Consider the following 26,370-nt stretch of genomic DNA (forward strand, 5'->3'; position numbering starts at 1 on the left):
GCCACCTATATTCATCCATTTATGGAAGTAAGCGATTCGAAAATGGCTCAATTTTTAAGTGATCGACCTGGCTCAATTTATTGTTGACAAAAACAATAATTTTACTGGAGAAAGAATATCGATTTAGATATTTGCTGTTGCGTTTTTCGATGCTTTTTTCTTTTGCTCTCTGATTAAGAATGGCATCTACTGCTTGAAAATCCTCATGGCTGATAATTGCCTCATGATGGTTTTCTACTAGATACATATTTTTCTCACCATAATTAGTGTGCCTGTTAAAATGGCTGTCAGTATAAGTCTTTTGTAAAATAACATCGCCAGTATATTTTTCATTGGTCAGAATCCCTCGAATCGTAGTAGCTGTCCAACGACCGCGTCTTTTTGAAGGGATACCCTTTTGATTAAGATCATTTGCAACTTTCTGTGTACCTTTTCCCGATAATACCTCTGCAAAAATATACTTCACAACTTCAGCCTGCTTGGGGTTTACTATCATCTGACCGTCAATATTTTGATACCCATATGGTGGGTAGGAAATTTTAAAGGTTCCGTTTTGAAATCGTCTTTGAATTGCCCACTTAGTATTTTCTGAAATGGAAATTGACTCACTTTCTGCAAGCCCACTTAAAATGGAGAGCATCAATTCACTTTCCATTGAACCCGTATTGATATTTTCCTTCTCAAAATAGATATGAACCCCAAGGTCTATCAGTTTTCGAACCATCTCCAAGCAGTCTGTAGTATTTCTCGCAAATCGGCTGATGGACTTTGTAATAATTAAGTCAATCCTTCCAGTTTCACAGTCTGATAACATTCTAAGCAGGTCAGAGCGGTTTTCCTTTTTCGTGCCACTGATTCCCTCGTCATAATATAAGCCTGCATATTCCCATTCTGGATTCGCCTTTATATAAGTCTCATAATGAGCCTTTTGCGCTTGCAAGCTGACTAGCTGTTCATTACTATCTGTTGAAACTCGGCAGTAGGCAACTACTCGTGTTTTTGGCTTAATAAAAGAGTTGGCTAGATTCCCTTCTATTTTCGTTATCTTTTTCATCCTCTCACCTCCTTCTTGGTAGGTCACATATTACCTCTGAAACCCTTATATATCAACGGTTTCAGGGCATTATCTCAGCTAAAAAGGGGGAGAATGTTTGGCGATTGAGTGCATCTATCTTGTTGAATTCTACTTCAGTTATTAAGCCTTTTTCGAGCATCTTTCTCAGCAATTTTTCTGCCTGAATATAATCAAACTCACGTTGTAACTGTTCCTGTGACACTCTCTTAAGTGCGGTGGTGTTTTTGTCTATAACCTCATCCGAGATCTTCGTAACTTTTTTATCCTCGTGCTGATTCACTAGGAATCACCTCCTACCTAATAGCCGTGGGAACAGGTCGAAGTTGAGGATTTGTAGAATTTAATTAAATCAAGGCATAAAAAAAGAGCCTGCAAGGGAAGAACCCCCGCAGGCTAGATAAATTAATAGTTTAATATTTTATTTAGGAATCTCGATGATTTTTAACTCGCTCAATTTGTTAATCATACTTAATAAATGCATCCGTAAAGCCTGCCTTTTTAGCCTTGGCAAGCTGTGCCTCAGCATTTGCTTTGTCCGAATATGCACCAATTTGCACACGGTAATATTTCTTATTCACCAGCTCAACTGTTTTATTTTCAGCACTTAATAGTTTCTTCACATCCACTCGAAAGGTGTCCATACTCTTCCCATGTTTAGGAAACCAGTGCATCACATCCCCATGATTGCTGGCAATGCCTCGTTTATAACCTTCGCTATGGCAGATGATATCCTTCTCACTAAACCTATAGAGTTTGCAGAGATATACACAAAGCTCTACAGATTCCTTATAAACGGCAGAAAAATACGAGGCATCGGTTAGACTGTCCTCGCAGATTTCAAATCCTATATGAGTATTGTTCGCAGCTCCGCCAGCATGCCAACCTCGGTGATTCCAAGGCAATGTTTGATAGGTGGCAATAGAGCCATCTGCTAATTTACCAATAAAGGCATGAACACAAACTTGACGACCTCCAGGTTTATCTTGATTCCAATGGTTGTTGTACTGGTTCTTTCCAAGCAAACCGTCGTCTGGGCCAACATATCGCTTGAGCCACGGGTTATTGGCTCCGGTCGAGTGAACCATAATACCCTTTGGCGTTATGGTTTTACCCGCTTTGAAGCAGGCATTGTTCGTAAGTAATAGTTTGCGTAACTTCATTAAAATCACCTCTAATCAAATATTAAGTCAATCATCTTCCACCACCAGGCTTAGGCGGTTCCCCATCACGTCCATGTAGTTGCTGTAAAACCGATTTTAGGTTTTCTGGAATAGGCAGTCCAATATGTCCAGCGTTCTCTAAAATGGATACTCCTTCATTACTTAGGTAGAAAAAGATTACTGCTGTTCGTAAAATGCCACTGTTTTCTCCAATACTAACCAAAATTTGTGTATCGATAATATGAGCGATGCCTACCATTATAAAGATGAGTACCTTTTTGAAAATTCCCTTAGCACCGATTTCGCTATACAGTTTTTTGTTTACAATTGCACAAAAGACACCTGTCAGGTAGTCAATGATCACAAAGGCTACCAGTGCATAGAGAAATCCGTCATAACCTCCGAGAAACCATCCAAGAAATCCACCGACTGCGGCAATAGCCAGCTGTATCCAATTCCAAATCTCTTTCATTAATAGACACCTCCATTTCGTGTATTTCCATATATAAAAGCGCCCTTGCAGATGACAAGAGCGCTGAATATTACCTTTACATTATTTGAATTAGATCATGAATTTGTTGCATTACATCCGCCTTTGGTCGTCCTGTACCGAAAGGTAGCCATGTGACTGGTGGTATATCGAATGCCTGCGAAGAATCAAAGCCATTAATCATTATAATAATTGAATCAATAGCCTTGCGTATTTCAACGATATGAAATGGCCAATTCTTAACAGTGGTCTTTCCTGTGATGATCTCCTCTTTCCAAGTCACAGGAGATAGATTGTAATAGCTACGCACTCTATTTACAGCAGTTCGAAGCGTCTGAATATGTGCTGCCTTCACGTGTGTCACATTTGGAGTGATGATTTCAAAAGGTAATGCCAATATCGTAAAAGTACGAACAACTTCTATACTTGCTGATTCGATATCACTGTCAAGACAACGGAAGGTAACCGTATGATTACCTGCAGAAAGCGGTTCAGCTTGGTAAATTGTCTTGACCCCATTACCAAGATAGCCGCTTACAGAAAACCGCTCAGGATTGTCTACGCTGTTTTGCCATGAACCAGAGTCAATCCTTACCTCCACTATTTGTGTTTGTCCATCCGGTTCAATTCCTGTTGTGATCATAAAACGTGGTGTAGCATTATAAGTAAAATTGCCAGACATTGGACAGTCCACTATCGGTGCTACAGGCGGGCTGTTTTTCTTTACCGCGTTACTAACAACATAGGCAGACACTGCATCAAGTGCATCTGTGACGCTGATTCGATAACGAGTATATCTACCGGCAACCTGTGAGGCATTTACCTGAAGAGTGCCTGAAGTCGCATTGGAAATAACTGTCGTCAGTGCTTCATAAGCAGACCAATTTAGTCCATCTATCGAAGTGGCCTGTTGAATAACATATTGCTTGATGGAGCTGGTTCCAGGTACCGTTCCACTCCACGAAAGGTTTATTGTATTTACTTCATAGATAGGAGGGTTTGCGGTAAAAGAAGTCGGCGGTATTGGTAGTATGTTTTTACGAACAGTATTACTGGTAATAGTCCAGCCTGAGTAAAAATCCTCTCCAGCTGTACCACGGGTTCTTATTCGGAACCGACGATAATGACCACGTGTAGCAGGTGGACTGACATTTAAAATACTGCTTGTTGCAGAAGTATTGACTATCGCCAATGCCAACCAAGCACCCCAATTGCTATTATCTGGCGAATCACTATATTGTATTTCGTAGGAAGTGATGGGATTACCTGCGCCACCAGCTGCTCCACTCCACGAAAGAGTAACGTTTCCTTCAGATAATGTTGCACTTACCGTGCAGGCAGTCGGTGCTGCACAGGCAGTGATGTTGCAATAAATGCTATTACTGATTTTCTCTATTGAGTAAACATCAAATGTGTCAATTGTCCAAATACCAAATTGTGTATATGTTCCTGGGGTCCTCGATACAATTGGATTATAGCTACCACCGCTTGCTGCCAATGTCAACATGGTCAACACATTCCACGCACTCCATGTGCTGTTATCCGTGGATGTGCGACTGGCAATTTGATACCCCTTAATTGGACTGGTACCGCTAGACGCTCCGCTCCAAGTAAGTGTGATAGTCTCATTACTATATGCCGCAGGGGAGGCAACAGCAGTCGTTGCTGGCTTTGGTACCGTATTCCTGCGGACGCTGTTTGTGGATACTTTCCAGCTAGAGTAATAACTAGCTCCTGCTGTACCACGGGTTCGTACACGAAATCTTCGGTAATTACCTCGCGTTGAGGGCGGTGCTACTGATACACTGCCACTTGATGCTGTGGTGGTCACAGTTGTCAGAGCAGTCCATGCTCCCCATGTGATGTTATCGGCAGAATCACTATATTGAATCTCATAACTAGAAATCGTATTATTGATGCCCCCAGAAGCACCACTCCAAGAAAGAGTCACATCCCCTTCCGCAAGTGTCGGGGAAACCGTACAAGATGTCGGTGCTCCACATGCTGTAGTAAGCAATGGAGAGCTTAATACCGTATAACTCGAATTGGTAATTACACCAGAGGATAATGGCAATCGCCCATCAGATACCACTTTGAATGTGACTGGCTGGGTTGCATTACCTGTAGTAGAAGCACAGGTCACCGAAACATACCTGAGTCTTGGTGTAGTTCCATCCCAGTTATCCCCGTCCGCCGCTTTGATTCGCACCTGCGAAGAAGATCCATTTACAGTCATTGTACAAAGCAATGCATAACCATTATGGATGAAGGAACCTGAAGAACCCAATGCAGCGGATATGGTAAAGTTGTATGTCATCTGGCTATTATTAGGTCGGCTTTTAGTATAAGTAATCGTGTAATAAACGGTCGGGCTGGAACCCGCCTGCAGAGTGATGCCGTTAATATCCGCCACTTATATTCACCTCCTATTCATAAACCGCAGAAACTAGCGAGTTTACCAACCCGCAAAGACTAGTATTCAACCGAGTATCAATAATGTTATTTGCTGAAATCGATGTAGCAGCTGAAGGTATTAGAACATCAGCAATACCTAGTTCATAGACATCGCTTGTTCTTGTCAATTCCGGAGCTATGGGCGATGCCGTTGGAGTACCAGTAACAATGGCGAGCTGAATGCTTCTCGTAATTTGACTTAAACGAACCACAACCCTGTCTATGCGAGGATTGCTCCCAGCTGCTGTAGCAAGGGGTTTATTTAAAACATCCGTATTTTCATATCTATAACCATTAATCCATGCACTGCCCGGTGCTATGGTTACTGCTAATCCAATCCCAGGAGATACCAGTAAGTTTGTTGGTGTCGCATAAAACACACCATTCGAGACAAGGCTTCCAAAGTATGCAGCGAAGTCCGTTGCATCATAGACTCTATCACCATCGGATGAATTGAAAAATCCGCTTTTTTCCATCAATCACTCCTCCTTCTATTCCGTTTTTGTATACTCTATTACTACATAGCCTGTATACGCAGTTCTATCATTGCCTGGTTCGACTACAATGTCGGTCTTATTTGCGAAGAGTCCGATTTGCGATGCGAAGTTGTTGTACCGGGCAAGGGGCAGTGGCAAGAATACGGTCCCATTTGTCGCAAAGCCTGTTAAACTGACAATAGTGCTGAGGTTTGATATGCCGTGAGCTACGCTTTTCGGTGTCGCATTTGTAAGTGACCCAAGATTCACTTGCTTGCGATAAATTGTCTTACCATCTATCCATAGTCGCCCAGTGTTTTGTTCTGTAGTTGAATAGTCGCTAAAAGAAGAAACCATTTTAGTAGCTGTAATTGTACGGTCTGCAATTTTTAAACCTGTAACTGCTCCATTGGCAATTCTTGCAGTAGTTACAGGTTCATTATTGATATTAAGCCAGTTTGCTTGTCCAGAAGGGTTATTAAATACGAAAACAGAAATCACATAGAAAGTCAGCGTATTGCGAGAAATAAAGAAACCCATTGCCCGCTGATATCCATTTCCCGTATTGTCCCCGCTATGTTTTATCAAAAAGACATGGCCGTCGTCACTTGGCTGGTCACTAAACTTATTGCCACTCCATGAGGTGAAATAAAAGGCATCTCCAGGTTTCATATAATACAACGCATATTGTCCAATCGATATAGTTCCTCCGCCAACATTGATTTCGAGCGCAGGTAGTTTTCCATACAGATTGTTGATAGTAGATGCTACGTTGTCTCCTTGAATCTTTGAATCTACCTCCGTCAAGTCGCCTAAGGTTTCCTCAACTGTTACTAGCGTATCCTCCACTGCTCCTAAAGCCTGTGCAATTTCAGATATGCCAGTTGGAGCCGATATTGCTGTTTTCACCTCGCTCAAGTCGGAGTGTAATTTTTGGGCTATTGTCAATTCAGCTTTTCCGAATACTACACTGATACTCTGGCCATCTGCGTCATAGGTTTCTTCAACTTCGGTGATGCGTGTCGTCATGGATACACCCCATGCTTTGGAAATGACTTTGACGGTCTGCCCAAGATCGAAGTCTATCTTATATGACAAATTACCGTGTGGATTGACCGATGTATCAAATGAATAGCGTATGGCTTGCTCACTCAGCTTACTTTGACCTCGAAAGATTAGTGTATCAATGTAATCTAAACCAAAGTCTTCTGCCCGTAAGTCCTTAGCATCCACAAAAATTTCGTGCCTTGTCTCACCAGAGCCACTTGTAATTGCAACAAAAGTTCTGTCTGGACCTTCTCCTTCACCACCAACAAGGGCGGTGTTGGCATAATCTCCAGCACTTATTGTATAAATCTGTTCTGTAAGGTTTTCATATTCCTTAGAAAATACAGCTTGTGATTCCGTTCCCATATATAACGCTACGGTAAAAACCCCTGTAGCAGGAGTGAACACAGTCTTAATGCCAACATCCGATGCAACACATAGTTCCGTCACAGCATCCATCAAATTTCGATACGATACCTGTGTGCTGATAGGAACATTAAAGTTTGGAGCAGAAAAGGATATGTTCGCAATCTTCCTTGCTACATCAGAAGGATTGATAAGATTATTATTTAAAAGTTGCTCTACACAAGTAGAAATATCACCAGACAATTTCTCCGTTTGCCAAACAATGCGGCGGGAGAGGAAGGAAGTTGCAAACCGACCACTTGCAGTAATAATTTCATGCTCGGTTTGAGAAAGTTCCAGATGTTCGATGATCCCGACTTCCTCATCATCATTTTTCCAGATGATATTTCCTTCCTTTAATAGCTCTGTATTTTCCGTAGTTGCAATCGCTTTTAACTCAAATGAGCCGCACTGGGAATAGCGTCTCGTCCAGCGTAAGTACTCAAAGGACTCCACAATGCCCACAAGCTCTCGGTTTGAATTGTAGATATACAGTTCCATCTTCACACCCCCAAAAACTGCGGACGAAAGTATATGCTAACCTCTAACAGTTCCATATTGACAGAAGCATCGTAACGCAGTGTATTAAGACCCGCCGCGAGTTGAAAGAACACCGAATTGGTATCCAACAGGGAAAATGCATTTGTAACCGTTGACCCATCAATCTGGACCACACGCTTACTAGCGAAGTGGGTATATACACGAAGTTCATCCCCAGCGCTCATTGTTGTGAGAAGTCGGATATACTCGCCAGTATCTATGTTTAATAGTTCAGGATTCGACACAGTGCCTAATGCCCTAAACACAATTTCACATCCGCAAGATACATCCCCGATATTTTCCACCGTTATAATCTGGCTAGGCTGACGCATTCCAAACTCCATCCCACTCGTTGGAATTTCCAGTTCAAACTCAAACAGTGGTATCCATGATGCCAGTTCCTCTCGCACCTCATTTAATGTCTCGAAGAAAGGGGATGGGCAGAGTAGGCTGATAAAGAAATTAGGTATTCGTTGCCGATTAGAAACACTAAAGCCTGCCTCCTCCACCACACAGGATATCTGTCGGTCACGGTATTGAAGGGTCCCAAGTAGCTTTGGGCTAAATATTTGAAGGAATCGTTGTCTCCTTTTATAGGCTTCATCGGGAGTATCAGCAACAACCGTACCTTCAATTGTTATGTTTCGCATATCTAGCGTGGAAGAAATATAAAAAGCGCCATCCTGATCTGGCGCCTTGAAAGTGTTGACGGTTTGACGCACATTGCCAGTACCATCTACCTTCGTAAGAAAGTACGGTCGGCTTTGCTTAAGCGTAATGCTCTCTCCGTCTCTATTGGTGTATGTTAGCTCCATTGCCGTACCTCCCTTACAATTCAAGTGCCAGTTTACGGGATAGATTCTTAAACTCCCGTGCTAGTTCTTTTTCTGATAGAGCCTTAGGTGTCATAACTGAAATATTTTGAGTGATACTTGCACCAGTGGCATTGCCTTGCCCAGATACACCTCTGTAATTAAAATCAAAGGTCGTTGGTACTGCATTTTGCATATCCTTTGAAACTGCTGTCATTGCATCCTCAAAACCCACGCCGATACCTTCACCCATGTTGTGACCAATTCCAGCAAATAGGGTTGAAGGGGAGCGGATACCCAAGAAGTCTTTAATCCTTGAAACAACATTTCCGAAAAATCCAGAGATTTTACTCCATAGCCATGCACCTGCGTCTGAAATCCCCTTCCACAATCCTTTAATTAAATTTCCGCCTACTTGAGACATTTGACCGATATAACCAGTAAAGGCTCTGACCAGTCCAGAGATAATCTGAGGAACTGCTTTAACGATCTCCACGATTATCCTTGGCAGATTTGCAATAAGTGCCACAAACAGTTGTACACCCGCTAGGATAATCTTATCGATGTTGCCAATAATTGCATTCACCAGTGAACTAACAATCTTGGGAATAGCACCTACAACAGTAGTAATAATCTGTGGCAATGCCTGTATGAGTGATATTAGAAGCCGGATACCTGCATCAATAATCAAAGGAATCGACCCAATAACAGCACTGATGATACTATCGATAATTTGCGGAATTGCTTCCACAACTGCTGTAATAATGGTAGGCAAAGCTGTAACCAGTGAGGTCAATAATTGAATCCCCGCTTCAATAATCTGCGGAATAGATTTAATGATGAAATCCACTATTGCTTTGATGATGACAGGCAACGCAGAAGTAAGCTGAGGTATTGCATCTACCAATCCCTTTGCTAATCCTATAATCAACTGCAATGCGGCATCCAAAATGAGAGGTAGATTATCCATCAATCCTTGGACAATCTGCATAACTGCAGAAACTGCCGCAGGGATGAGTTGTGGTAACGCTATGCCGATTCCCTCCACAAGTGCTGTTACTAATTCAATTGCTGCATTTATTAGCAGTGGAAGGTTATCAATTAATGCACCGACAATCGTCATTAGAGCACTGACCGCAGCCGGAATAAGTTCCGGTAAAAGGTTCAAAATTGTTTCCAGTACTTGCGTGAATATATTTGTGACTAATTCAAGAAGCATAGGAAGCAAGTCACCTACAGCTGTTAAAATTGCACCTGTCGCTGTCGGTAATGCGGCTACGATATTCTCTAAAACCGGTACGATATTGGTGACAACCGCCTCAAAGGCATCCACAAGATTCTCAGTCAGATTTGTCATATCCGCATTGGCATTGCCGAGTCCGGCTGTAAATGAGCCAAGTGCAGCTTGTAACAATCCAATGGAACCGGATATTGTCTGGGTTGACTCTCTCGCAAAATTCCCAGCATACTGCTCCGTATTCTCAAAGAACATCTGCATTGCCACTTCAGCCTTTTCCGCTTGTGTTGCGGTATTCCAAGTAAAATCCAGACCCTTTGCGAGAGCATAGGCTTCGATGTTTGTAGCGTTCATCGCAACACCTAAGTTATCCATCATATCAAAGTTACCCTTTGCCGCCCCAGTGACTGCCTCCAATGCCGAGGACATATCAATACCCATAACAGATGCCATATCTGCCGCACGTTGCATGGCCTTTTCAGTTAGCTCAAGACTCCTCTGTTGCTGTATACCAGAACCTTGTAACAATGCCCCCATTTTATTGGCAGTAGCAAGATACTCACTTTGGGAAATACCGAGGTTTTTATAGGCTTCCTCACCGGTTTTCTGAATCGATGCAGCGTATGCTCCAAAAACCGCCTCCGATCCACCTAGGTTTTGTTCTAATTCTCCGAACTGAGTAACTACCTCTTTACCTAACTTAATAGCCGCGGCTCCAGCTGCAACGGCAACTGCACCCATAGCCACACCAATTCCCTTTAGTACACCGCCAAGCTTTTCAAACCTGCCACCTGCGTCTTCTGCACTTTTACCGGAATCCTCTAACTCTTCACCAAGATTCTCGGCTTCAACTGTGGACTCCTCAAGTTCACGCTCCATAAGGTTCAGTTCTGCTTGTGCCCTGTTCAGCTGAATCTGCCAGTTCTGAGTACGGCGGTCATTTTCACCAAAAGAGGAGGAGGCATTATCAAGGGCAGCCTTAAGGGTAGAAATCTTTTCTTTCTGTGCGTCAATTTCTTTATTCAAAACGGCATTACGAGCGGTAACTGACTGAATGGATTTATCGTTTTTATCAAACTGACTCGTTACAAGGGCCATTTCACTGCCCAATACTTTAAATGATTGATTGATTTCTCGCAGTGCGTTCTTGAATTCACGCTCGCCTTCAACACCTATTTTTAAACCAAAATTGTCTGCCATGCCTTCACCTCCTCCTAAATACCTGGTGGGATAATATCGTCAATGGTCCGTGTTTTCTTTGGCTTTTCAATACGATGCCATTGTTTATGACAAGTCCATAAATCAAAAAACAGCCCAATTGGCATAAGCCAGAATTCCTCTGTCTCCATGCCCATCTGAACTGTTCCATAATAAAGAAGCCGGGTAAAGACCTCATCGTCCGTTACCCGACTTCCACGTTTTTTGGAGTTTCCTCCTCACTTTCTACATTTCGCTTTGTACCTTTGAACATCGCCTCGGTAATTGCAGTTTTATATGCCGATAAATCAAGCGGTGAGGTAAGAAGCTCTACTTCTTCCTCTGTCAGTAATTCTTCTGGTGCATTCTTATTCTTTAGGTTTCGAATCAAAATGGACTGGTTTGCAAGCAGCGTGATTAACCAAACAATCTCGTCCAGTGCCATCTCGAAGTTTTCTGATTTCATCAGTTTTTCTCCAAGGTTTTCAAGACCACCATAACGACCGGCAATGGCCTTTGTAGCTCGTGTAGTTAAAACCAGTTCATACTCTTTGTCACCTATGTTAATTGTGGCACTTCTCTCATTATCCATGATTTCTCCTCCTATGGTACAGGTGTATAAACAGGTTCATAGACCTCAGTGAACCAACCTGTTATGGTGGTCGATGAAACACCAGGATCACCTTCTGTAACTTCCGCTTTCCATGGGTGCTTGCCCAATCCATCCAGCTTATTCCTGCGCATAACGGTTCCTTCAATGGTGGGTGTAGAAAAGGTAATGGAATCAGCCTTTGTCTGTAAGTTGGTAGCTGGTAGTCCAAACTTAACACGATACAGCCAAAAATAGCGGTATGTTCCATTAGCCCTTTGCGCACGAAACCCCACTGCAACAGGTGTACCCACGTTTTCACTAGCAGAGATTAGTACCCCGTTGTCATCAGTAGAAGCGCCAGTTAAATCCGCTGCGACCGTTGGACCAATGTCGTCTACACCGAGAGTGAGAGTACCACTGTTAAAGTCTTTCACAACCTCAGCCGCACCATCGTCAGCATACAGAATTGCTTCCACCAGTTCTACCGAGAGTTCAGCAGTGATGGCTTTTGCAAGTACGGAAGGTTGGGCATAAGTTTCCTCACCGTTAGTGTCCTCGGTTATTTTTGAATAGTACAGTCTATCAAGACCGATTGTTGCCATTTGTTATTCCTCCATTCTATAGTTTTTCGCCACATCGATGGCGTAATGGTGATATCCAGTATCATCTTCGTGACCGATATATCTTCGTTCAGTCACAGTAAAATCCGCATTTATTAAAGCAGTTGTGAGCTGCCATTTCCGCTCTAGGTAGTTATTTTTTGAGAACAGTGATATCCTCGCTTCCTGCACATCAAAGCCTGGACGATTATCCGCATGAACTTCAAAAATATCCGAAAGAGGGAGAATCACGACATACTCATCTGGTGCCAAACCTGAAAAAACCCCGGTTTCCACGGGGAGCGGTATGGCGGTCACAAGTGTATTAAGTTCCTCTAAGATATTCATATTTTGTCGATCTCCTCCTCCAGCTTGGCAACCATTGCGTTGATACAGGGTTTCCTAGATGCATTCCTCGCAGGCTTTAGGAAGGGTTTTGCAGGCTGACCATGCTTCCCATATTCGATGATGCTGGCAAGTTTAGCATTGCTCTCACCATCAGAACGTGGCTCTGCAAAGCCAACTTTTACATTGAAGTTACCGTTTCTATCCTGCTTTGCTCCAGAAAGACCCAGTGAAGATAGCAACTCACCAGTGCTTTTGGATGGATATTTCGTGCCCTTGCCAACCACCTTACTTAGATTTCCTTTGACTTTATCAAGCACCACTTCACCGCCAACTTCCAAAACCTTAGGAAGAATCACATCGGTCTGGTCAGCTAATCGAGATACCTTTAAAAGGAATTCTTCTGGCATCTTTATATTCGCTTTTGCCATATCCATCACCTCACAGTTGGTTCTAGCTTTTCGGCTAAAACCTCGACATACATCCCTCGATTTCTTACATCCTCAACACTTAAAATTTGATATCTGCCATCATCACAGACGATGACCATTTCATTCGTCACCTTAAGCCCAAAGATTTTCCTAAACCTGAATAAGGAAGTTGCAGAAGAAAAGGATGCCATATTCGTCCACCGTTCACTGCCATGCCGATCTTCCTTATAAGCAAGTACACTTGCGAGTATGTTGTCACCTTTTGTGGCGAAACCTTCCTCATCCTTTATTGGTACCGTGCTGATGATATCGATGAAGGTGTTCATCTTTCCAAAACTCATGCTAAACACCCCACTCTCGATCAAGTCGTAAAAGCAAGTTCACTGTGTTCCATACTTGTTGCCCTGCCTGTACGCTATCAGCAAAGAAACCTGCCGTTGAGCCATCCCTGCTTTCATAGAAATGACTCGACAACATAATCACTGCTTGTTCTGTTGTTGGAGGCATGGCATGTGTTTCATAATAGTTTTCAGGAACGTGTTGATAGCTCTGTGCATATGAAATTGCAGCAGTAATAAATCCAATTAGGAGGGCATCATCCTGATCATGCGTTAAAATTAAGTTCGCTTTAACTTTTGGCAAGAGATTATCTGCCACTGCCATACCACCAACCTCCTTTACATTCCACCTTAGTCAGTCTCCATAAGCCCCGCTGCCTTTAGTTTGGCAAGCAGAGCATTGAAGTCCGTAACTAGACCAGCAACATCGGTGGCTGTGCTGTCTTCTTGGTTTTCAAGAACAGGAAGCCCCGTAACCGAGGCCCCCTCTTTGATTTCTAAAACACCACCGATGACAGTTTTTTCTCCGCCTTGTTCGGTATAATTCTTCGTGTTATAACTCATAAAGCACCTCCGTTAGGCTTTCTGTTGGAGTACCTTAACGGCCTCCGGTAAGATAAGCTTTCCGTCAACTCGTTGAGTCGCAATAAATCCTACTTGACCTGTGACAGCATAGAGTTCATTTAGTCGTTTGAATACTCGTCCTTGACGGTCTGCCACCCAGTAATAACTAAAATCACCGAATACCACTGTCTTTGCACCTGCTTCAGCAGTAGGTACATAGGATGAGGTATACAGCGGGCGGTTAAGAATCGTATCAGGTGTTCCCGCTTGGATGGAAGGTTGCCATAGGTACTGTCCATTACCGTCTTTTAATTTGCGGATAGCTTTTATAGTTGCATCATTCATTACGAAAACTGCCTTGTTTCGATAAGGTGCTTTCAAGCTATAGAATAAATCTAAAACCTCATCCAAAGTGATGGCAGTTGCACTTGCCGCAGTAACACCAACTTGACCACCGCCTGTGGCATTTAAAATCCCTGTTGGCTTACCTGTGCCATCACCTACAAAGAAGGCTTCCTCTTCCTTGTTACCAATGCGACGGGCGAATTCTCTTGTGATGTAGCTTTCGAGATTAAATACGGAATCATTTAGCAATTCCTCAGAGACTTTAATCATCGTTGCTAGTTTATAAGCACCGATGGATACTTGACCGAAGCTGTCATCACTTTCGGGAATGGCTCCTTCTTCATCGATCCAGCTTGCAGTGCCTTTGCTTGCAACAACAGGAATCTTACGGTCACCAGAAGATGTAGTGATTACATTAGCCAATCTACGGAAAATATTTTCTTCCTCAAGAGCTTCTACTAGAGTACGTTCAAACTCATCTGGTACAAGAAATCCGCCTTCAGAATCAGTGCCAATCTTTAGAGCGTTTCTTACTTCATAGCTAACATTGTCACGCATCGCATTCCAGAAAGCTTTTTTGTATTCAGCACTTGCACGACCGGTCTTTTCCTCTCCAGTTCTAGTAGGTTCGTTGGTAATTGGGTTACTGGTTGCTTTCGACAGTTCCAAGTCGATAGATGCTTGGCGTTCTAAACGTTCAATTTCCTTACCAAGAGCCACCACATCGGCTTCCATTTTTTCATAGGTGGTCGTGTCCTCAGCGGATAACAGTCCATCACCGCCACGTTTTGAATCAAGGAATGCCTTTGCTGCGTCCCAAGCTTTAGCGCGTTTCTCACGCAATTCAAGAATTTTACTCATTGTTATTTCCTCCTTTAAATTAGTGCGAAATTAAAGAAAGCCGCTTATCCAGCGACTCAATGGGTGTACCTGTTTTCTGTTTTGGTTGTTTTGGCAGTTTGCTGATGAGCGAGTTAGTAACCGCCATCCTGCTAAAAATAAGACTATCCGTCAAATCCGGTGTTTCACTTTCCATGAACATGATTTTGTCTGCAAAACCAAGTTCAATCGCTTTGTTTGCATTCATCCATGACTCTGCATCCATTAGATGGGAGAGTTTTGTTCGAGAGAGACCCGTTTTTAACTCATAGGCATTAATAATGCTTTCCTTGACCTCATCCAATAGAGCCTTTGCCCGCAACATTTCCTCACTGTCACCGATAGCAATTGTTGAGGGGTTATGAATCATAAGCATAGATACAGGAGACATATATACATCTCCACCAGCCATTGCAATAACGGATGCCGCACTTGCCGCAAGCCCATCAATCTTTACAGTGACTTTTCCGGTATACTCCATCAGCATGTTATAAATCTGAGCTGCTGCGAACACATCACCACCAGGGGAATTAATCCACACCGTAATATCGCCAGTGCCTGCCAGCAGTTCATCCTTAAACATCTTAGGTGTGACCTCATCGCCCCACCACGTTTCTTCGGATATCACTCCATTTAAATAGAGGGTACGTACTTCATCTGAATCTCGCACCCAGTTCCAGAACTTCCTCATTTACTGACCTCCTTCGGTTTTGGCAAACGCACCTGCGTCAGCCAGTTTTGTCATATTTCCGTTAACCAGATATAAATCGCCACCTTCCTCAGCCGGTATCCGGTTCATATCCTCCAGTTCACGGATATCGTTGGCTGACATCCAGCCATTTTGTCGACCTGTAGCGTAGCCATTCATACGACTTTGGTAATCACCACGAAGCAAACCGTCCAAATTGAACTTGATAAACAGTGAAGTTTTCTCAGAAGGCAAAATAAGCGATTGCTGGAGACTTTGTTCCCATCGCACCACCCACGGATCGAGGGTGTATTTTACAAACTCCAACGATTGCTGCTCAATATTGGAAAAACTAGACTTCTCAAGATCACCCACCATATGAGGCGGTACTCGGAAAATCCTCGCAATCTCATTAATTTGGAATTTCCGTGTTTCAAGAAATTGCGCCTGTTCCGGCGGGATACCAATGGCTTGAAACTTCATGCCTTCTTCCAACACAGCAATTTTGTGAGCATTTCCTGTGCCTTGGTAGGCGCTATTCCAACTATCTTTGACCCTCTGTATATCTTTGATTACTCCTGGGTGTTCCAGCACACCTCCCGGATTAGCACCATTGGCAAAGAATGCCGCACCGTATTCTTCAGTAGCAAGTGACATACCGATTGCATTTTTTGCCATAGCGATTGGGCTATAACCAATGAGTCCATCAAAACCTAAGCCGGGGATGTGTAGAACTTCATCTTTACGGAGTGTGACATAGCCACCTTTTGGGTTTAGACCACTTTCGTCAGTATCACGGTAATAGGTGTAGACCAGCTCACCATTTGTTGCTCGGCTAACTTCCATTTTGTTGGGGAGTAGGGGATAAAGAGCCACTGCCTGCCCACGACCGTTTCTGACCACCTGTGCATAGGCATTGCCCCAAAGCAAAAGATGACTCATCAGTGTTTCTCGAAACACGAATGAAGTCATCTCTGGATTTGGTTCATCATGAAGAAGGTAATACAGCGGATGGAAAGGAATCTTTTCTTTACCTCCATCAGAACGATATCTATATACATGAAGTGGCAGTCCGGCAATCGCTTCAGCTAATATCCTTACGCAGGCATACACTGCTGTTGCCTGCATTGCAGTACGTTCATTAACCATTTTGCCAGATGACGTACCGCCAAACAGGAAGGAGAACGCACTACCCACACGGTTTTGCGGTTTGTCTCTTGAACGAAACAGTCCTTTTATTAGATTCATAGGCATCACCTCCGAATATAAACATTGTGCTAACCATTAAGGTTTAAAAGACAATCAAACCTCGCTCGTCATACACCGAATCTCCACTATTACCTGAGCCACAACGAATAGCACGATCAAGTGCCATGATAGTTGCCACCGCGCCATCTATTTTTTCTGTACTTTTTTCTTTATCCGGCTTCACGTTGCCAGCCGGATCGGTTTTTATAAAGATGTTGTCCATCATCCAACGAAGCACTGGATGCCCACCGTGCGCTATTCTTTCTTCTAATGTCAATTTCATCAGTTCTTTGGTTGGTGGTGACATATCTTTAAAGCCTTGACCGAAAGGAACGACAGTAAAGCCTAATCCTTCAAGGTTCTGAACCATTTGAACAGCTCCCCAACGGTCAAACGCAATTTCTCGAATGTTATACTTTTCGCCCAGTTCTTCAATAAACCGCTCAATGTAGCCGTAATGCACTACATTGCCTTCTGTGGTTTGAATATACCCTTGCTTCTCCCAAAGATCGTATTGCACATGGTCTCTTCGGACTCGGAGGTCAATGTTGTCCTCTGGCATCCAAAAATACGGAAGAACAATGTATTTATCTGTTTCATCCTCTGGTGGGAACACCAACACAAAGGCTGTAATGTCTGTTGTAGAAGATAGGTCAAGACCTCCATAACATACCCTCCCTTCAAGACTTTCTGGAATAACTGGAAATGCACAGGCATCCCATTTTGCCATTGGCATCCAACGGACAGACTGTTTAACCCATTGATTCAAGCGCAATTGCCGGAAGCTATTTTCCTCAGCTGGGTTCTGCTTTGCACTTTCACAAGCAGCCCTTACCTTGTCAATCCCCACCGTAATTCCCAAGCTTGGATTTGCTTTCTTCCACACTTTTGGATCTGTCCAATCATCCTCTTCTTTGGCACCATAGATTACGGGATAAAAGGTAGGATCGTATTTTCTGCCCTCAATAATATCAACCGCTTTTTGGTGTGTTTCGTAGCAGATACTCTGAGTATCCGTCCCCGCAGTGGTGATAAGAAAATACAGCGGTTGGGTCCTTGCATCCCCAGATCCTTTCGTCATAACATCAAATAGTTTCCGATTTGGCTGAGTATGAAGTTCATCAAAAACAACACCATGTATATTGAAGCCGTGTTTGGAGTAGGCTTCAGCCGACAATACCTGATAGAAGCTGTTGGTCGGCAGGTACACCAATCGCTTAGTTGAAGCAAGCAACTTTACTCGTTTATTCAGCGCTGGACACATCCGCACCATATCGGCTGCTACTTCAAATACAATTGATGCCTGCTGGCGGTCAGCGGCACAACCGTACACCTCTGCCCGTTCTTCACCATCACCGCAAGTGAGGAGAAGCGCAATTGCTGCGGCAAGCTCGCTTTTTCCCATCTTTTTAGGTATCTCTACATAAGCAGTGTTAAACTGCCGATATCCATCTGGCTTTAAAATTCCGAATAAATCACGGACTATTTGCTCCTGCCAATCGATAAGTTCAAAAGGCTTACCTGCCCATAAACCTTTCGTATGGGAGAGTGCTTCGATAAAAGCTACAGCGTAATCAGCAGCATCCTCATCGTAATATGAACCATCAGCTATAAAGGCGGTCGGCTTATATTTCTTCAGTTTCCGCATAAACACCGCCCCTTTATGAAAAAGGACAAAAGAAAAGAGCCTCAATCCTATAGATGAAGCCCTACTTCTTATCCTAGTTTAATTTTATTTACTTATTTTCATCCACTTCCCCCGTCAGTATGAAATGAGCATATTCCGTTTTATGGTCTATTATATAAACTACCAATTCATAAAACCCTCGTTCATTTGCTTCATACTGGACTCGGTTCACATCAAACATATTTGTGACTCCACTTTCTCGGATGGAAAGGATTTGTTCCTTGATTATTTCATTCATTAGTTGACTCCTTCGAAAACAATACTACAATATAAATCTACATATTTACTGCCACATTTGGCTTAAATTGTGTATGTTTTACTCTTCGATTTTCTTGCATAAATCCTCACCAAAGGCCACTCCAAGAGAGCCACCGGAATCCCAACTGACATGAATCGTTCCTATGTCGTCAACACTAGTAACCGTACCTTTAGATCCAGTTTGAAGTTTGGTATAAGGGTCGTTCATTTTAAGTAGCATGACACGAGTTCCTGGAGTGTAATAGCTTCTTAGTTGCTTTAACATTTCAGGGTGAATGATATTCATTGTTCACTCACCTCCTGCTTGAACGTTCCGCTTTTGAAAGCGGAGCTACCTGAAAGCTTCGAGAGGAGAATCTTTCGTCCCATCTTATATTCTGGTCCGATAAAGCCGAGCCTTAGTAGGAAGCAACGGAAAGCGTACTTTTCATTCTCTATTGATTTCTCGGTGGAATTGACACGGGTCTGTTTTTTCGCCATTTCGCAAAGTGCCTTGACAAAATGGGTGTATGCCTTAACCTCCTCTGAGGCGCACTTACCTTGAAACCAAGGGAAGGTAACATATTCCTCATCTTCAATGATGGGAATGGAGTCCGTATCAAGTGCTTTCTTTATAAGAGTAGCTTTACTTTCTACTAATCCTTTTAGGTTCTCGATTGCCGTGTCGGTAAAATCCGCCCGTGGCATTTGAATTATCAGATTGATAGATTCTTCCCTTTCATTTACTTCTGCTTTCGGAAGTGGTGTGTCAAATTCTTCTGAAATTGCTTTGAGATCGTGAAATCTCAATAGATCATCGACCAGTTCCTTATTGTCTGGTCCACTTAGAACTCCGTTTTTGTTAACATTGTAGTCTGCCACCTCATATGCAAATGTAGGTGCTCCGAGATATTTTACAGGGGCATTTAGTTCTTGGCTGATTGCGTTAACCAGTGCTTTTCTTTTTGGTCCTGTAACATTATAGTTAATCTGCATTTTCATACCGCCTTTCTACTTTCGGTACGTACATATATCACTCTAAAAGCTGTTATTATCAAGTCATTTAGAGCATCTTTCTGTAGAAAATACGGTTCCATTAATCGGCGGTATTTTGTGTAGATAACACAATGCCAGTCAGCACAAAACAAACGCATGGAAGTGCTACACCATTACCCCACATTTTATATTCAGCTGAATCAGAATGAGGATTGTTAAGCCATTTTATAATCTGATTTCTTGTTTTTGGTTTTTTACTTTTACCTATAATTTTGCGGTGGGTTTCCCAAACCTCCGTCCAGAATGAAATTTCATCTTCTGTAGGATTTTCCGTACCAAGGTCATCACACCAATCATCGGGGAAGCCTTGCAATCTTGCACATTCCGTTGGTGTAAGCCTTCGAACAATATAGTCCGGTTCAACCAATCCATTTTGATAGCCTGGATTGGTGCCATTGATAATCGTATTTGATGTACCGTCCTGTCTGTAGCATTGACTTTCAGCTTTCATCTGAGGATAAAATGATGCTGGTTGTGCCACTGCTCCAGGACCTTTTGCTGTAAGCGTAGGTTGCTGTTCTTCATCTATAGTCGGTTTATAAAGAGCGTTCTGTCCTTGATTAAAAGCCGCCCGATCAATACCGTAAGAAGGCTGAGTCACAACAGGAGCATCCTTATAATCTCTCGACAATAGAGTAGGTGCTTTATCTTCTTCAACCTGTGCATAGGCTCCGGTAGTCATGGCATAGGCAACAGCATGACGATCAGCGGTATTAAGCGTAAAAGAAACATCTTCATCTATACCGCTTCCTTGGGGACCGTTTTTATCCTCTCTTCCAATCATCGAGCCTTGCAGAGCAACTACTGCAATACCACCTTGATTACATCCCGGATTTCCCCCATTGGCATCAATGGTCCGAGAAGTATCAGCTTCATATATACCGCTATGCGGATTGCTAGACTGCATGGAATTGCTTTTATCAGAACAGATGCCATATGCGGTGGGCACAAAAACGGTCTGATCATTATTGCATCCAAGAGTTGCAGACTTGTCATCCTGTATCAATGCACCCTTGCCACCGCCTTCACAGCCGGAGCGGATTTTTAAAGTTTTAGGAGTGTTCATAACAAGGGGTACATTTCCACCACCAGTTCCCATCCGAGAGGTTAGCGTCTGTACTTTATTATCCTCCGAGAGTTTCACACGGCTATCGGTTGGATGGTTTTCTATTACAACAGCTGTTTGATTATCTCCCATGTTTGCACGAAGTGATCCACTTAAGTTTTCGTCAGTATGGCCACCAACTCGAGAAGCAGCCCCCGGTTCAAAGGACATGACTGCACCTGGGACAACACCTGCTCTAAGTGTAGGGGAGCGTTCTTCCTCATATCCTACACTTCTGCTCTTGGCACTGTGTTCGGTGCAAAAACCGCTTGACTGCATTACACAAGGCTGATGTCCATGTTCCTCTGCACGAAGTGTTGCAGTAATATCCTTTGAAACAGACATCACTCTTCCACCTTGGTCATTTAGGCAAGTTATGCTATCGCCTGTTTTTCCAGTGCAGTTTTTAGCATTCTCGGCAGTTCTTTGCCACGGGCTGCCGCTCGGCGTAAAATTCCTTGGCATGCCTTCGGACTCAAATAGTATTTCTCCGGCACATCTGTCTGCAAAATCTGCGACAAGGTAGATTCTACGACGACGTTGGGGGACTCCGAAATATTGCGCATCGATAGTTCGGTAAGCCACACTCCATCTGTCTCCCATATAGATGTCTGCGTAAGGCCATCGTCTTTTTTCAGGAAAAGGCACCGAGGTGTTCGGTTCTTTGACACCGATGACCGTTTCGAGGACTGCCCTGAAGTCCTCTCCTTTATTTGACGAGAATGCGCCGGGGACATTTTCCCAGACTGCGTACCTTGGATATTGTCCATTGGTCTTACACCTCATTTCTTTAATAATTCGGATTGCTTCATAAAAAAGGACTGATTGCTCTCCGTCCAGACCGGCTCTTTTACCCGCCACACTCATATCCGTGCATGGAGAGCCAAAGGTTATGATATCTACAGGCGGAAGCTCCGCACCATTTAATTTGTTTATATCTCCATAATGCTTCATCTGAGGGATACGTTTAGTCGTAACCCTTATAGGAAACGGCTCAATTTCAGATGCCCATAAAGGTTCGATGCCACAAAGCAAACCACCCAGAGGAAAGCCACCACTACCATCAAAGAGGGAACCAAGTGTTAATTTACTCATCCTCATTCACCTCTGGCAGGTCACAATATCTGAATTTCGAACCATCTCTTAATAGAAATACACCATCAGAATTTCCCACTTGCTCAATATACCTTTTTACAATGACATCACAGTACTTTTCATCCAGTTCAATGGTGTAGCAGATTCTATTTGTCTGCTCACAGGCAATCAGTGTACTTCCTGAACCGCCGAAGGGATCAAGCACGATACAGTTACTAAGGCTCGAATTCATAATGGGGTATGCCACAAGTGCCACTGGTTTCATGGTTGGGTGGTCGCCGTTTTTCTTCGGTTTCTCAAACTCCCAGATGGTGGTCTGCTTACGGTCTGAATACCAGAGATGCTTGCCTTTCCTTTTCCATCCAAAGAGTACAGGTTCATGTTGCCACTGATAAGGAGAGCGACCGAGAACAAGGGACTGCTTTTTCCATATACAAGTACCAGAAAGATAAAATCCTGCATCGGAGAATGCTCTTCTAAAATTGAGTCCTTCCGTATCAGCATGGAATACATAAATAGAAGCGTCCTTTGCCATCGCTGCCTCGGTGTTTTGAAATGCCGCAAGCAGGAAATCATAGAACGCTTCATTCGCCATATTGTCATTTTTGATTTTTCCAGCAGTGCCTTCATAGTTGACGTTATATGGAGGGTCCGTAACTACCAGATTTGCAGCTTTCCCATCCATTAAGACATCAAAGGTGTCTTTCTTTGTACTGTCTCCGCAGACTAATCGATGCTGTCCGAGTATCCAAACATCCCCTAAATTCGAAACAGCGGGCTTTTTCAGCTCGCTGTCTACATCGAAATCATCTTCTTTTATATTATCCTTAAGGGAATCTTTGAAAAGATCCTCCAACTCTCCTGGGTCAAATCCTGTAAGAGAAACATCAAAATCAGAAGCATTTAGGTCTGTAATGAGAAGTGCCAATTTATCTTTATTCCAATCGCCACTTATTTTATTTAGTGCAATGTTTAGAGCCTTTTCCTTTTGCTCATCCATTTCGACAACTACGCATTCTATTTCATCCATGCCCATACTCAGCAGGACTTTCAAGCGTTGATGCCCTCCGATAACTTTGCCTGTGGTCTTATTCCATATAACGGGTTCTACATATCCAAACTCCTCAAGGGAGCGTTTAAGTTTCTCATATTCCGGATCACCCGGTTTTAAATCCTTCCTTGGGTTATATTCAGCGGGGATGAGTTGTTTCGTTTTAATCTTCTCTATCAACATACTTTTCCACCGCCTTTCTAAATTCACTGTATTTATTTACATCCTCCCACGGGAACAGACAACTATTAAAGTGACCATAAGCCGCTGTGTCAGAATAAACCACATTTCTAAGACGTAGTTTTTCAATGATGGCCGCAGGTCTTAAGTTGAAAGTCTCCTGAGCTGCAATAGTTAATATTTCATCAGAAACAGTTCCAGTGCCAAGGGTATTTACAGTAAAGGCTACTGGATTTGCCTTACCAATGGCATAGGAAATACTCACTTCACACTTCTTTGCATAACCACACCAAACAATATGCTTGGCAATATACCGAGCCATGTAAGCACCGCTTCGGTCAACTTTGGTTGGGTCTTTACCACAAAGAGCACCACCCCCATGGGATGCAAGCCCTCCATAGGTGTCGACCATGATTTTTCTTCCAGTCAAACCCGTGTCGGCAGCGGGTCCACCAAGAACAAACTGACCAGATGGATTGACGAGAAGTTCTGTTTCATCATCAAAAGGGAAATCCTCAAAGCATTGCCATAAGACATTGTTAAGAATATCCGCCTTAAGTTCTTCCTGTGTTTTATTCTTATCATGCTGCACCGAAATCACAATCGTCTTTATTCTTACTGGAGTGTCATCTTCATACTCCACTGTTACCTGTGCTTTACCATCAGGAAGAATCCCTTTTATCAGTTTTCCTTTGCGACAATCATCCAGTCTCTTTACGATTCTGTGGGAAAGCACAAGAGGTAGGGGAAGCATTTCTCTTGTTTCCTTTGTAGCATAACCATACATAGTTCCCTGGTCTCCAGCACCGATAGAACCGTACTGTTCGTTTATCCCATTTCGTGCTTCCAGTGCGGTGTTCACACCAGCCGCAATATCTACACTTTGATTATGTACATATACATAAATCAAAAATTTTAGAGGATTGTATCCCACATCCTTCAGTACAGTTTTTACAATGTCTCTAATATTTACTTTCTCGCTGCAGGAGATCTCGCCCGCCACGATAATTTTCCCCTTAGTTGCCATTACCTCACAAGCGACACGTGATGCCTTATCTTTACGTAGGCATGCTTCCAAAATGCTATCTGCAATAATGTCGCATAGTTTATCAGGATGTCCAGCACATACACTTTCTGCTGTTAAATATCTCTTACTCATTACACCGTATCTCCTCATCTTTATTTTCCTCTGCGGGCAGATAGCAATCGCTCCATCACATCGTCCTGTGGGTTTAAACCAGAGTACTCTGTAGCACAGTTCTCCCTAACGATTTGATATATCTCCATCCATAGCCTGTTTGTCTGACTCATAAAGCTCTGGCTCATCGCTACATAAGGACTTTGAATTGCATTGCCGGTAGTTGGATGCTTTGCTAGAAAACCAAACTCGGTTACCGCTTCCTCACACTGTATCCATCTGGCCGCACTCATGGCATACCGTTCTAGAAGCTGTGGAAGTACCAAATGGGCACATTCTCGCTCCTCAAGCCATTTCCATGTAATTTCATAGATTTCACTCGCTTCTAAGGTTTTCCCATCCTTTTGCACTGCGGAGAGCATGGCCCTTGGCTTTGGCATTTCCTGCCCCTTCAGGTCAGCAGTATTCTTGAACTCGACGACCTCAAGCTTTCTTTTACCGGGATTTCCCTCTGCAATTTTGTCAGCAAGTGGTTTTTTCTTTTGACCGGAGCCTATACGGGCGCCGCCTCGGTTTGTTCCGTCTTTGGCCATTCACTCACCTCTTTTCATCGATGGACCTATTACCCCGTTTGAAACCGCGAATTTTCACGCGTTACCCCACGCCCGTTACACAAATGAAAAGCTGTAGAGATTTGACTCCCCCTACCGGGTTCCCCAACGGTCTCCATCTCTTGCAGTGATTGCAGAGTGGCAAGGAGTACAAAGAGCCATCAGATTACTTCTATCGTGAGTTCCTCCTCTTGCAAGAGGAAGAATGTGATGCACTTCAGCTGCTGGGGTCAGCTTTCCTTGTCTTTTACATTCCTCACAAAGAGGATGGGCTGCAATGTAGCGGTCACGTATCCTTTTCCAAGCACGACCATAACGCTTGCGGGTTGCTGGATCGCGGTCATACTTCTCATACCGTGCAGCTTCCTTCTTGCTATGCTCTTCACAAAAGCGCTTGTCAGTTAGCTCTGGGCAACCGGGGTAAGAGCACGGTCGCTTAGGTTTCTTTGGCATACTTGCACCTCCTTTTGCCCATAGAAAAGTAAGCGTCAAATAAAACCCACCTACAATCTTCACCGCCTTCGTGAGATAATCCTCCAAAAAGAATAGAATGGAGGCTTTTTCATGACGAAACTCACTTTACGTGAAGAATGGGAAGCTCGGGTGGCTGACTTTAGGGCAAGTGGGAAGACAGCGAAAGCATGGTGTGACGAACATCAATTAAAGCTACATCAGTTATGGTACTGGGTTCGAAAGATTGAATCCACCAGACTGTCTAAATCAAGTGGGAAAGCCTTGTCTCCTCAATGGGTTCGCCTCCCAATGGAAGGTCCATCATCCCATGATGCCTTGACTTTAAAAGTGGGAAATGTCGCCCTCGAGGTAAGGCCCGGAATTGATCTTGCCTTCCTCGCCGATGTAATCAAGGTGCTGAAGGCGTTATGATCCCAGACGTGAGTGCGGCACAGGTTTATCTTGCCTTGGGCAGTACCGATATGCGTAAATCGATCGATGGACTCGCTGTACTTGTGAAAGAGAGTTTTCGGCTTGATCCTTTCTCCAATGCCCTCTTTGTTTTCTGTAATCGGAAACGGGACAAACTAAAGATCCTCTATTGGGAAAACAATGGTTTTTGGCTCTATTACCGGCGCCTTGAACGGGGGAGGTTTCAATGGCCGGATCACGTGACAGACCAAACGATGCATGTGACGAAGCGTCAGTTGCGCTGGCTGCTCGATGGGCTTTCCCTTGACCAAAAACAGGCGCATCCCCCGGTTACGGCGCGTACCATCCTTTAAATCCCGGGAGAATTTTTTCTTTTCTTTCGCTATTAAAAGGGTTTAAGGGG

At 43.5% G+C, this 26,370-nt stretch carries 31 protein-coding genes; 2 read left to right on the plus strand and 29 right to left on the minus strand.

Going from position 1 to position 26,370, the window contains the following annotated elements:
• Positions 1–19: 19 nt before the first annotated feature.
• The 29 genes from THEAE_RS21365 to THEAE_RS23920 all read right to left on the minus strand — a co-directional run bounded on the left by THEAE_RS21365 (position 20) and on the right by THEAE_RS23920 (position 25,435).
• Entirely contained in the window at positions 20–1,054 is a 1,035-nt protein-coding gene (locus THEAE_RS21365; protein WP_245605579.1) for a recombinase family protein, read from the minus strand.
• 61 nt (positions 1,055–1,115) lie between these two features.
• A complete protein-coding gene (locus THEAE_RS21370) occupies positions 1,116–1,355 on the minus strand; it encodes an SHOCT domain-containing protein (protein WP_001071508.1) in 240 nt (79 codons plus the stop codon).
• A 178-nt stretch (positions 1,356–1,533) separates the two neighbouring features.
• Positions 1,534–2,235, minus strand: a complete 702-nt coding sequence (locus THEAE_RS0115570) for an N-acetylmuramoyl-L-alanine amidase (RefSeq protein ID WP_000776688.1) — start codon at positions 2,233–2,235, stop codon at positions 1,534–1,536.
• Between the two features lie 31 nt (positions 2,236–2,266).
• Complete coding sequence (locus tag THEAE_RS0115575; protein ID WP_000659472.1) at positions 2,267–2,707, minus strand: phage holin family protein; 441 nt, start codon at positions 2,705–2,707, stop codon at positions 2,267–2,269.
• 76 nt (positions 2,708–2,783) lie between these two features.
• Positions 2,784–5,138, minus strand: coding sequence for a phage tail protein (locus tag THEAE_RS0115580; protein WP_028988103.1), 2,355 nt, complete (start codon positions 5,136–5,138; stop codon positions 2,784–2,786).
• 13 nt (positions 5,139–5,151) lie between these two features.
• Positions 5,152–5,655 (minus strand): hypothetical protein, encoded by a 504-nt coding sequence (locus THEAE_RS0115585; RefSeq protein ID WP_028988104.1) that lies wholly within the window; start codon positions 5,653–5,655, stop codon positions 5,152–5,154.
• A gap of 15 nt (positions 5,656–5,670) precedes the next feature.
• On the minus strand, positions 5,671–7,608 hold the full coding sequence (locus tag THEAE_RS0115590) for a siphovirus ReqiPepy6 Gp37-like family protein (RefSeq protein WP_028988105.1): 1,938 nt from the start codon (positions 7,606–7,608) through the stop codon (positions 5,671–5,673).
• A gap of 2 nt (positions 7,609–7,610) precedes the next feature.
• On the minus strand, positions 7,611–8,462 hold the full coding sequence (locus tag THEAE_RS0115595; RefSeq protein WP_028988106.1) for a phage tail family protein: 852 nt from the start codon (positions 8,460–8,462) through the stop codon (positions 7,611–7,613).
• Between the two features lie 13 nt (positions 8,463–8,475).
• Complete coding sequence (locus THEAE_RS0115600; RefSeq protein WP_028988107.1) at positions 8,476–10,896, minus strand: phage tail protein; 2,421 nt, start codon at positions 10,894–10,896, stop codon at positions 8,476–8,478.
• A gap of 202 nt (positions 10,897–11,098) precedes the next feature.
• Positions 11,099–11,485, minus strand: coding sequence for a hypothetical protein (locus tag THEAE_RS0115605; protein ID WP_028988108.1), 387 nt, complete (start codon positions 11,483–11,485; stop codon positions 11,099–11,101).
• 11 nt (positions 11,486–11,496) lie between these two features.
• Positions 11,497–12,087 carry a major tail protein gene (locus THEAE_RS0115610; RefSeq protein WP_028988109.1) on the minus strand — a complete coding sequence of 197 codons (591 nt, stop codon included), beginning with the start codon at positions 12,085–12,087 and terminating at the stop codon, positions 11,497–11,499.
• A gap of 3 nt (positions 12,088–12,090) precedes the next feature.
• Positions 12,091–12,432 carry a hypothetical protein gene (locus THEAE_RS0115615; RefSeq protein WP_028988110.1) on the minus strand — a complete coding sequence of 114 codons (342 nt, stop codon included), beginning with the start codon at positions 12,430–12,432 and terminating at the stop codon, positions 12,091–12,093.
• Positions 12,429–12,860, minus strand: coding sequence for an HK97-gp10 family putative phage morphogenesis protein (locus THEAE_RS0115620; protein ID WP_028988111.1), 432 nt, complete (start codon positions 12,858–12,860; stop codon positions 12,429–12,431). The genes THEAE_RS0115615 and THEAE_RS0115620 overlap by 4 nt, the downstream gene beginning before the upstream one ends.
• 5 nt (positions 12,861–12,865) lie before the next feature.
• Entirely contained in the window at positions 12,866–13,201 is a 336-nt protein-coding gene (locus THEAE_RS0115625) for a head-tail adaptor protein (protein ID WP_028988112.1), read from the minus strand.
• Between the two features lies 1 nt (position 13,202).
• Positions 13,203–13,523 carry a head-tail connector protein gene (locus THEAE_RS0115630; protein WP_028988113.1) on the minus strand — a complete coding sequence of 107 codons (321 nt, stop codon included), beginning with the start codon at positions 13,521–13,523 and terminating at the stop codon, positions 13,203–13,205.
• 26 nt (positions 13,524–13,549) lie between these two features.
• The gene (locus tag THEAE_RS0115635; RefSeq protein ID WP_028988114.1) at positions 13,550–13,762 is read right to left on the minus strand and encodes a head fiber protein; all 213 of its coding nucleotides are present in this window, start codon (positions 13,760–13,762) and stop codon (positions 13,550–13,552) included.
• 12 nt (positions 13,763–13,774) lie between these two features.
• Positions 13,775–14,968 (minus strand): phage major capsid protein, encoded by a 1,194-nt coding sequence (locus tag THEAE_RS0115640; RefSeq protein WP_028988115.1) that lies wholly within the window; start codon positions 14,966–14,968, stop codon positions 13,775–13,777.
• A 19-nt stretch (positions 14,969–14,987) separates the two neighbouring features.
• A complete protein-coding gene (locus tag THEAE_RS0115645) occupies positions 14,988–15,677 on the minus strand; it encodes a head maturation protease, ClpP-related (RefSeq protein WP_028988116.1) in 690 nt (229 codons plus the stop codon).
• Positions 15,678–16,922, minus strand: a complete 1,245-nt coding sequence (locus tag THEAE_RS0115650) for a phage portal protein (protein WP_028988117.1) — start codon at positions 16,920–16,922, stop codon at positions 15,678–15,680.
• A 43-nt stretch (positions 16,923–16,965) separates the two neighbouring features.
• Entirely contained in the window at positions 16,966–18,570 is a 1,605-nt protein-coding gene (locus THEAE_RS0115655; RefSeq protein WP_028988118.1) for a terminase large subunit, read from the minus strand.
• Positions 18,571–18,658: 88 nt separating this feature from the next.
• Positions 18,659–18,847, minus strand: a complete 189-nt coding sequence (locus THEAE_RS0115660; RefSeq protein WP_028988119.1) for a DUF5049 domain-containing protein — start codon at positions 18,845–18,847, stop codon at positions 18,659–18,661.
• Positions 18,848–18,925: 78 nt separating this feature from the next.
• Positions 18,926–19,153, minus strand: coding sequence for a DUF4314 domain-containing protein (locus THEAE_RS0115665; RefSeq protein WP_028988120.1), 228 nt, complete (start codon positions 19,151–19,153; stop codon positions 18,926–18,928).
• Positions 19,150–19,842: a hypothetical protein gene (locus tag THEAE_RS0115670; RefSeq protein ID WP_028988121.1), complete on the minus strand. Its 693-nt coding sequence runs from the start codon at positions 19,840–19,842 to the stop codon at positions 19,150–19,152. The genes THEAE_RS0115665 and THEAE_RS0115670 overlap by 4 nt, the downstream gene beginning before the upstream one ends.
• Before the next feature lie 100 nt (positions 19,843–19,942).
• Positions 19,943–22,102 (minus strand): DNA cytosine methyltransferase, encoded by a 2,160-nt coding sequence (locus THEAE_RS0115675; protein WP_028988122.1) that lies wholly within the window; start codon positions 22,100–22,102, stop codon positions 19,943–19,945.
• Complete coding sequence (locus tag THEAE_RS0115680) at positions 22,095–23,336, minus strand: site-specific DNA-methyltransferase (protein ID WP_028988123.1); 1,242 nt, start codon at positions 23,334–23,336, stop codon at positions 22,095–22,097. Before THEAE_RS0115680 ends, THEAE_RS0115675 begins: the two co-directional genes overlap by 8 nt.
• A complete protein-coding gene (gene metK, locus THEAE_RS0115685; protein WP_152910825.1) occupies positions 23,317–24,492 on the minus strand; it encodes a methionine adenosyltransferase in 1,176 nt (391 codons plus the stop codon). Before metK ends, THEAE_RS0115680 begins: the two co-directional genes overlap by 20 nt.
• 20 nt (positions 24,493–24,512) lie before the next feature.
• Entirely contained in the window at positions 24,513–25,064 is a 552-nt protein-coding gene (locus THEAE_RS0115690) for a P27 family phage terminase small subunit (protein WP_012102995.1), read from the minus strand.
• Between the two features lie 111 nt (positions 25,065–25,175).
• The gene (locus tag THEAE_RS23915; protein ID WP_268761089.1) at positions 25,176–25,298 is read right to left on the minus strand and encodes an HNH endonuclease; all 123 of its coding nucleotides are present in this window, start codon (positions 25,296–25,298) and stop codon (positions 25,176–25,178) included.
• Between the two features lie 14 nt (positions 25,299–25,312).
• Positions 25,313–25,435 carry a hypothetical protein gene (locus THEAE_RS23920; RefSeq protein WP_425426436.1) on the minus strand — a complete coding sequence of 41 codons (123 nt, stop codon included), beginning with the start codon at positions 25,433–25,435 and terminating at the stop codon, positions 25,313–25,315.
• A gap of 211 nt (positions 25,436–25,646) precedes the next feature.
• Between THEAE_RS23920 and tnpA the strand changes: the two genes are divergently transcribed.
• Positions 25,647–25,967 (plus strand): IS66 family insertion sequence element accessory protein TnpA, encoded by a 321-nt coding sequence (gene tnpA, locus THEAE_RS0115700; RefSeq protein ID WP_028986164.1) that lies wholly within the window; start codon positions 25,647–25,649, stop codon positions 25,965–25,967.
• Positions 25,964–26,320 carry an IS66 family insertion sequence element accessory protein TnpB gene (gene tnpB, locus THEAE_RS0115705; protein ID WP_028986163.1) on the plus strand — a complete coding sequence of 119 codons (357 nt, stop codon included), beginning with the start codon at positions 25,964–25,966 and terminating at the stop codon, positions 26,318–26,320. The genes tnpA and tnpB overlap by 4 nt, the downstream gene beginning before the upstream one ends.
• Positions 26,321–26,370: the final 50 nt, after the last annotated feature.

Source organism: Thermicanus aegyptius DSM 12793 (genome assembly GCF_000510645.1).
GTDB classification, from domain to species: domain Bacteria; phylum Bacillota; class Bacilli; order Thermicanales; family Thermicanaceae; genus Thermicanus; species Thermicanus aegyptius.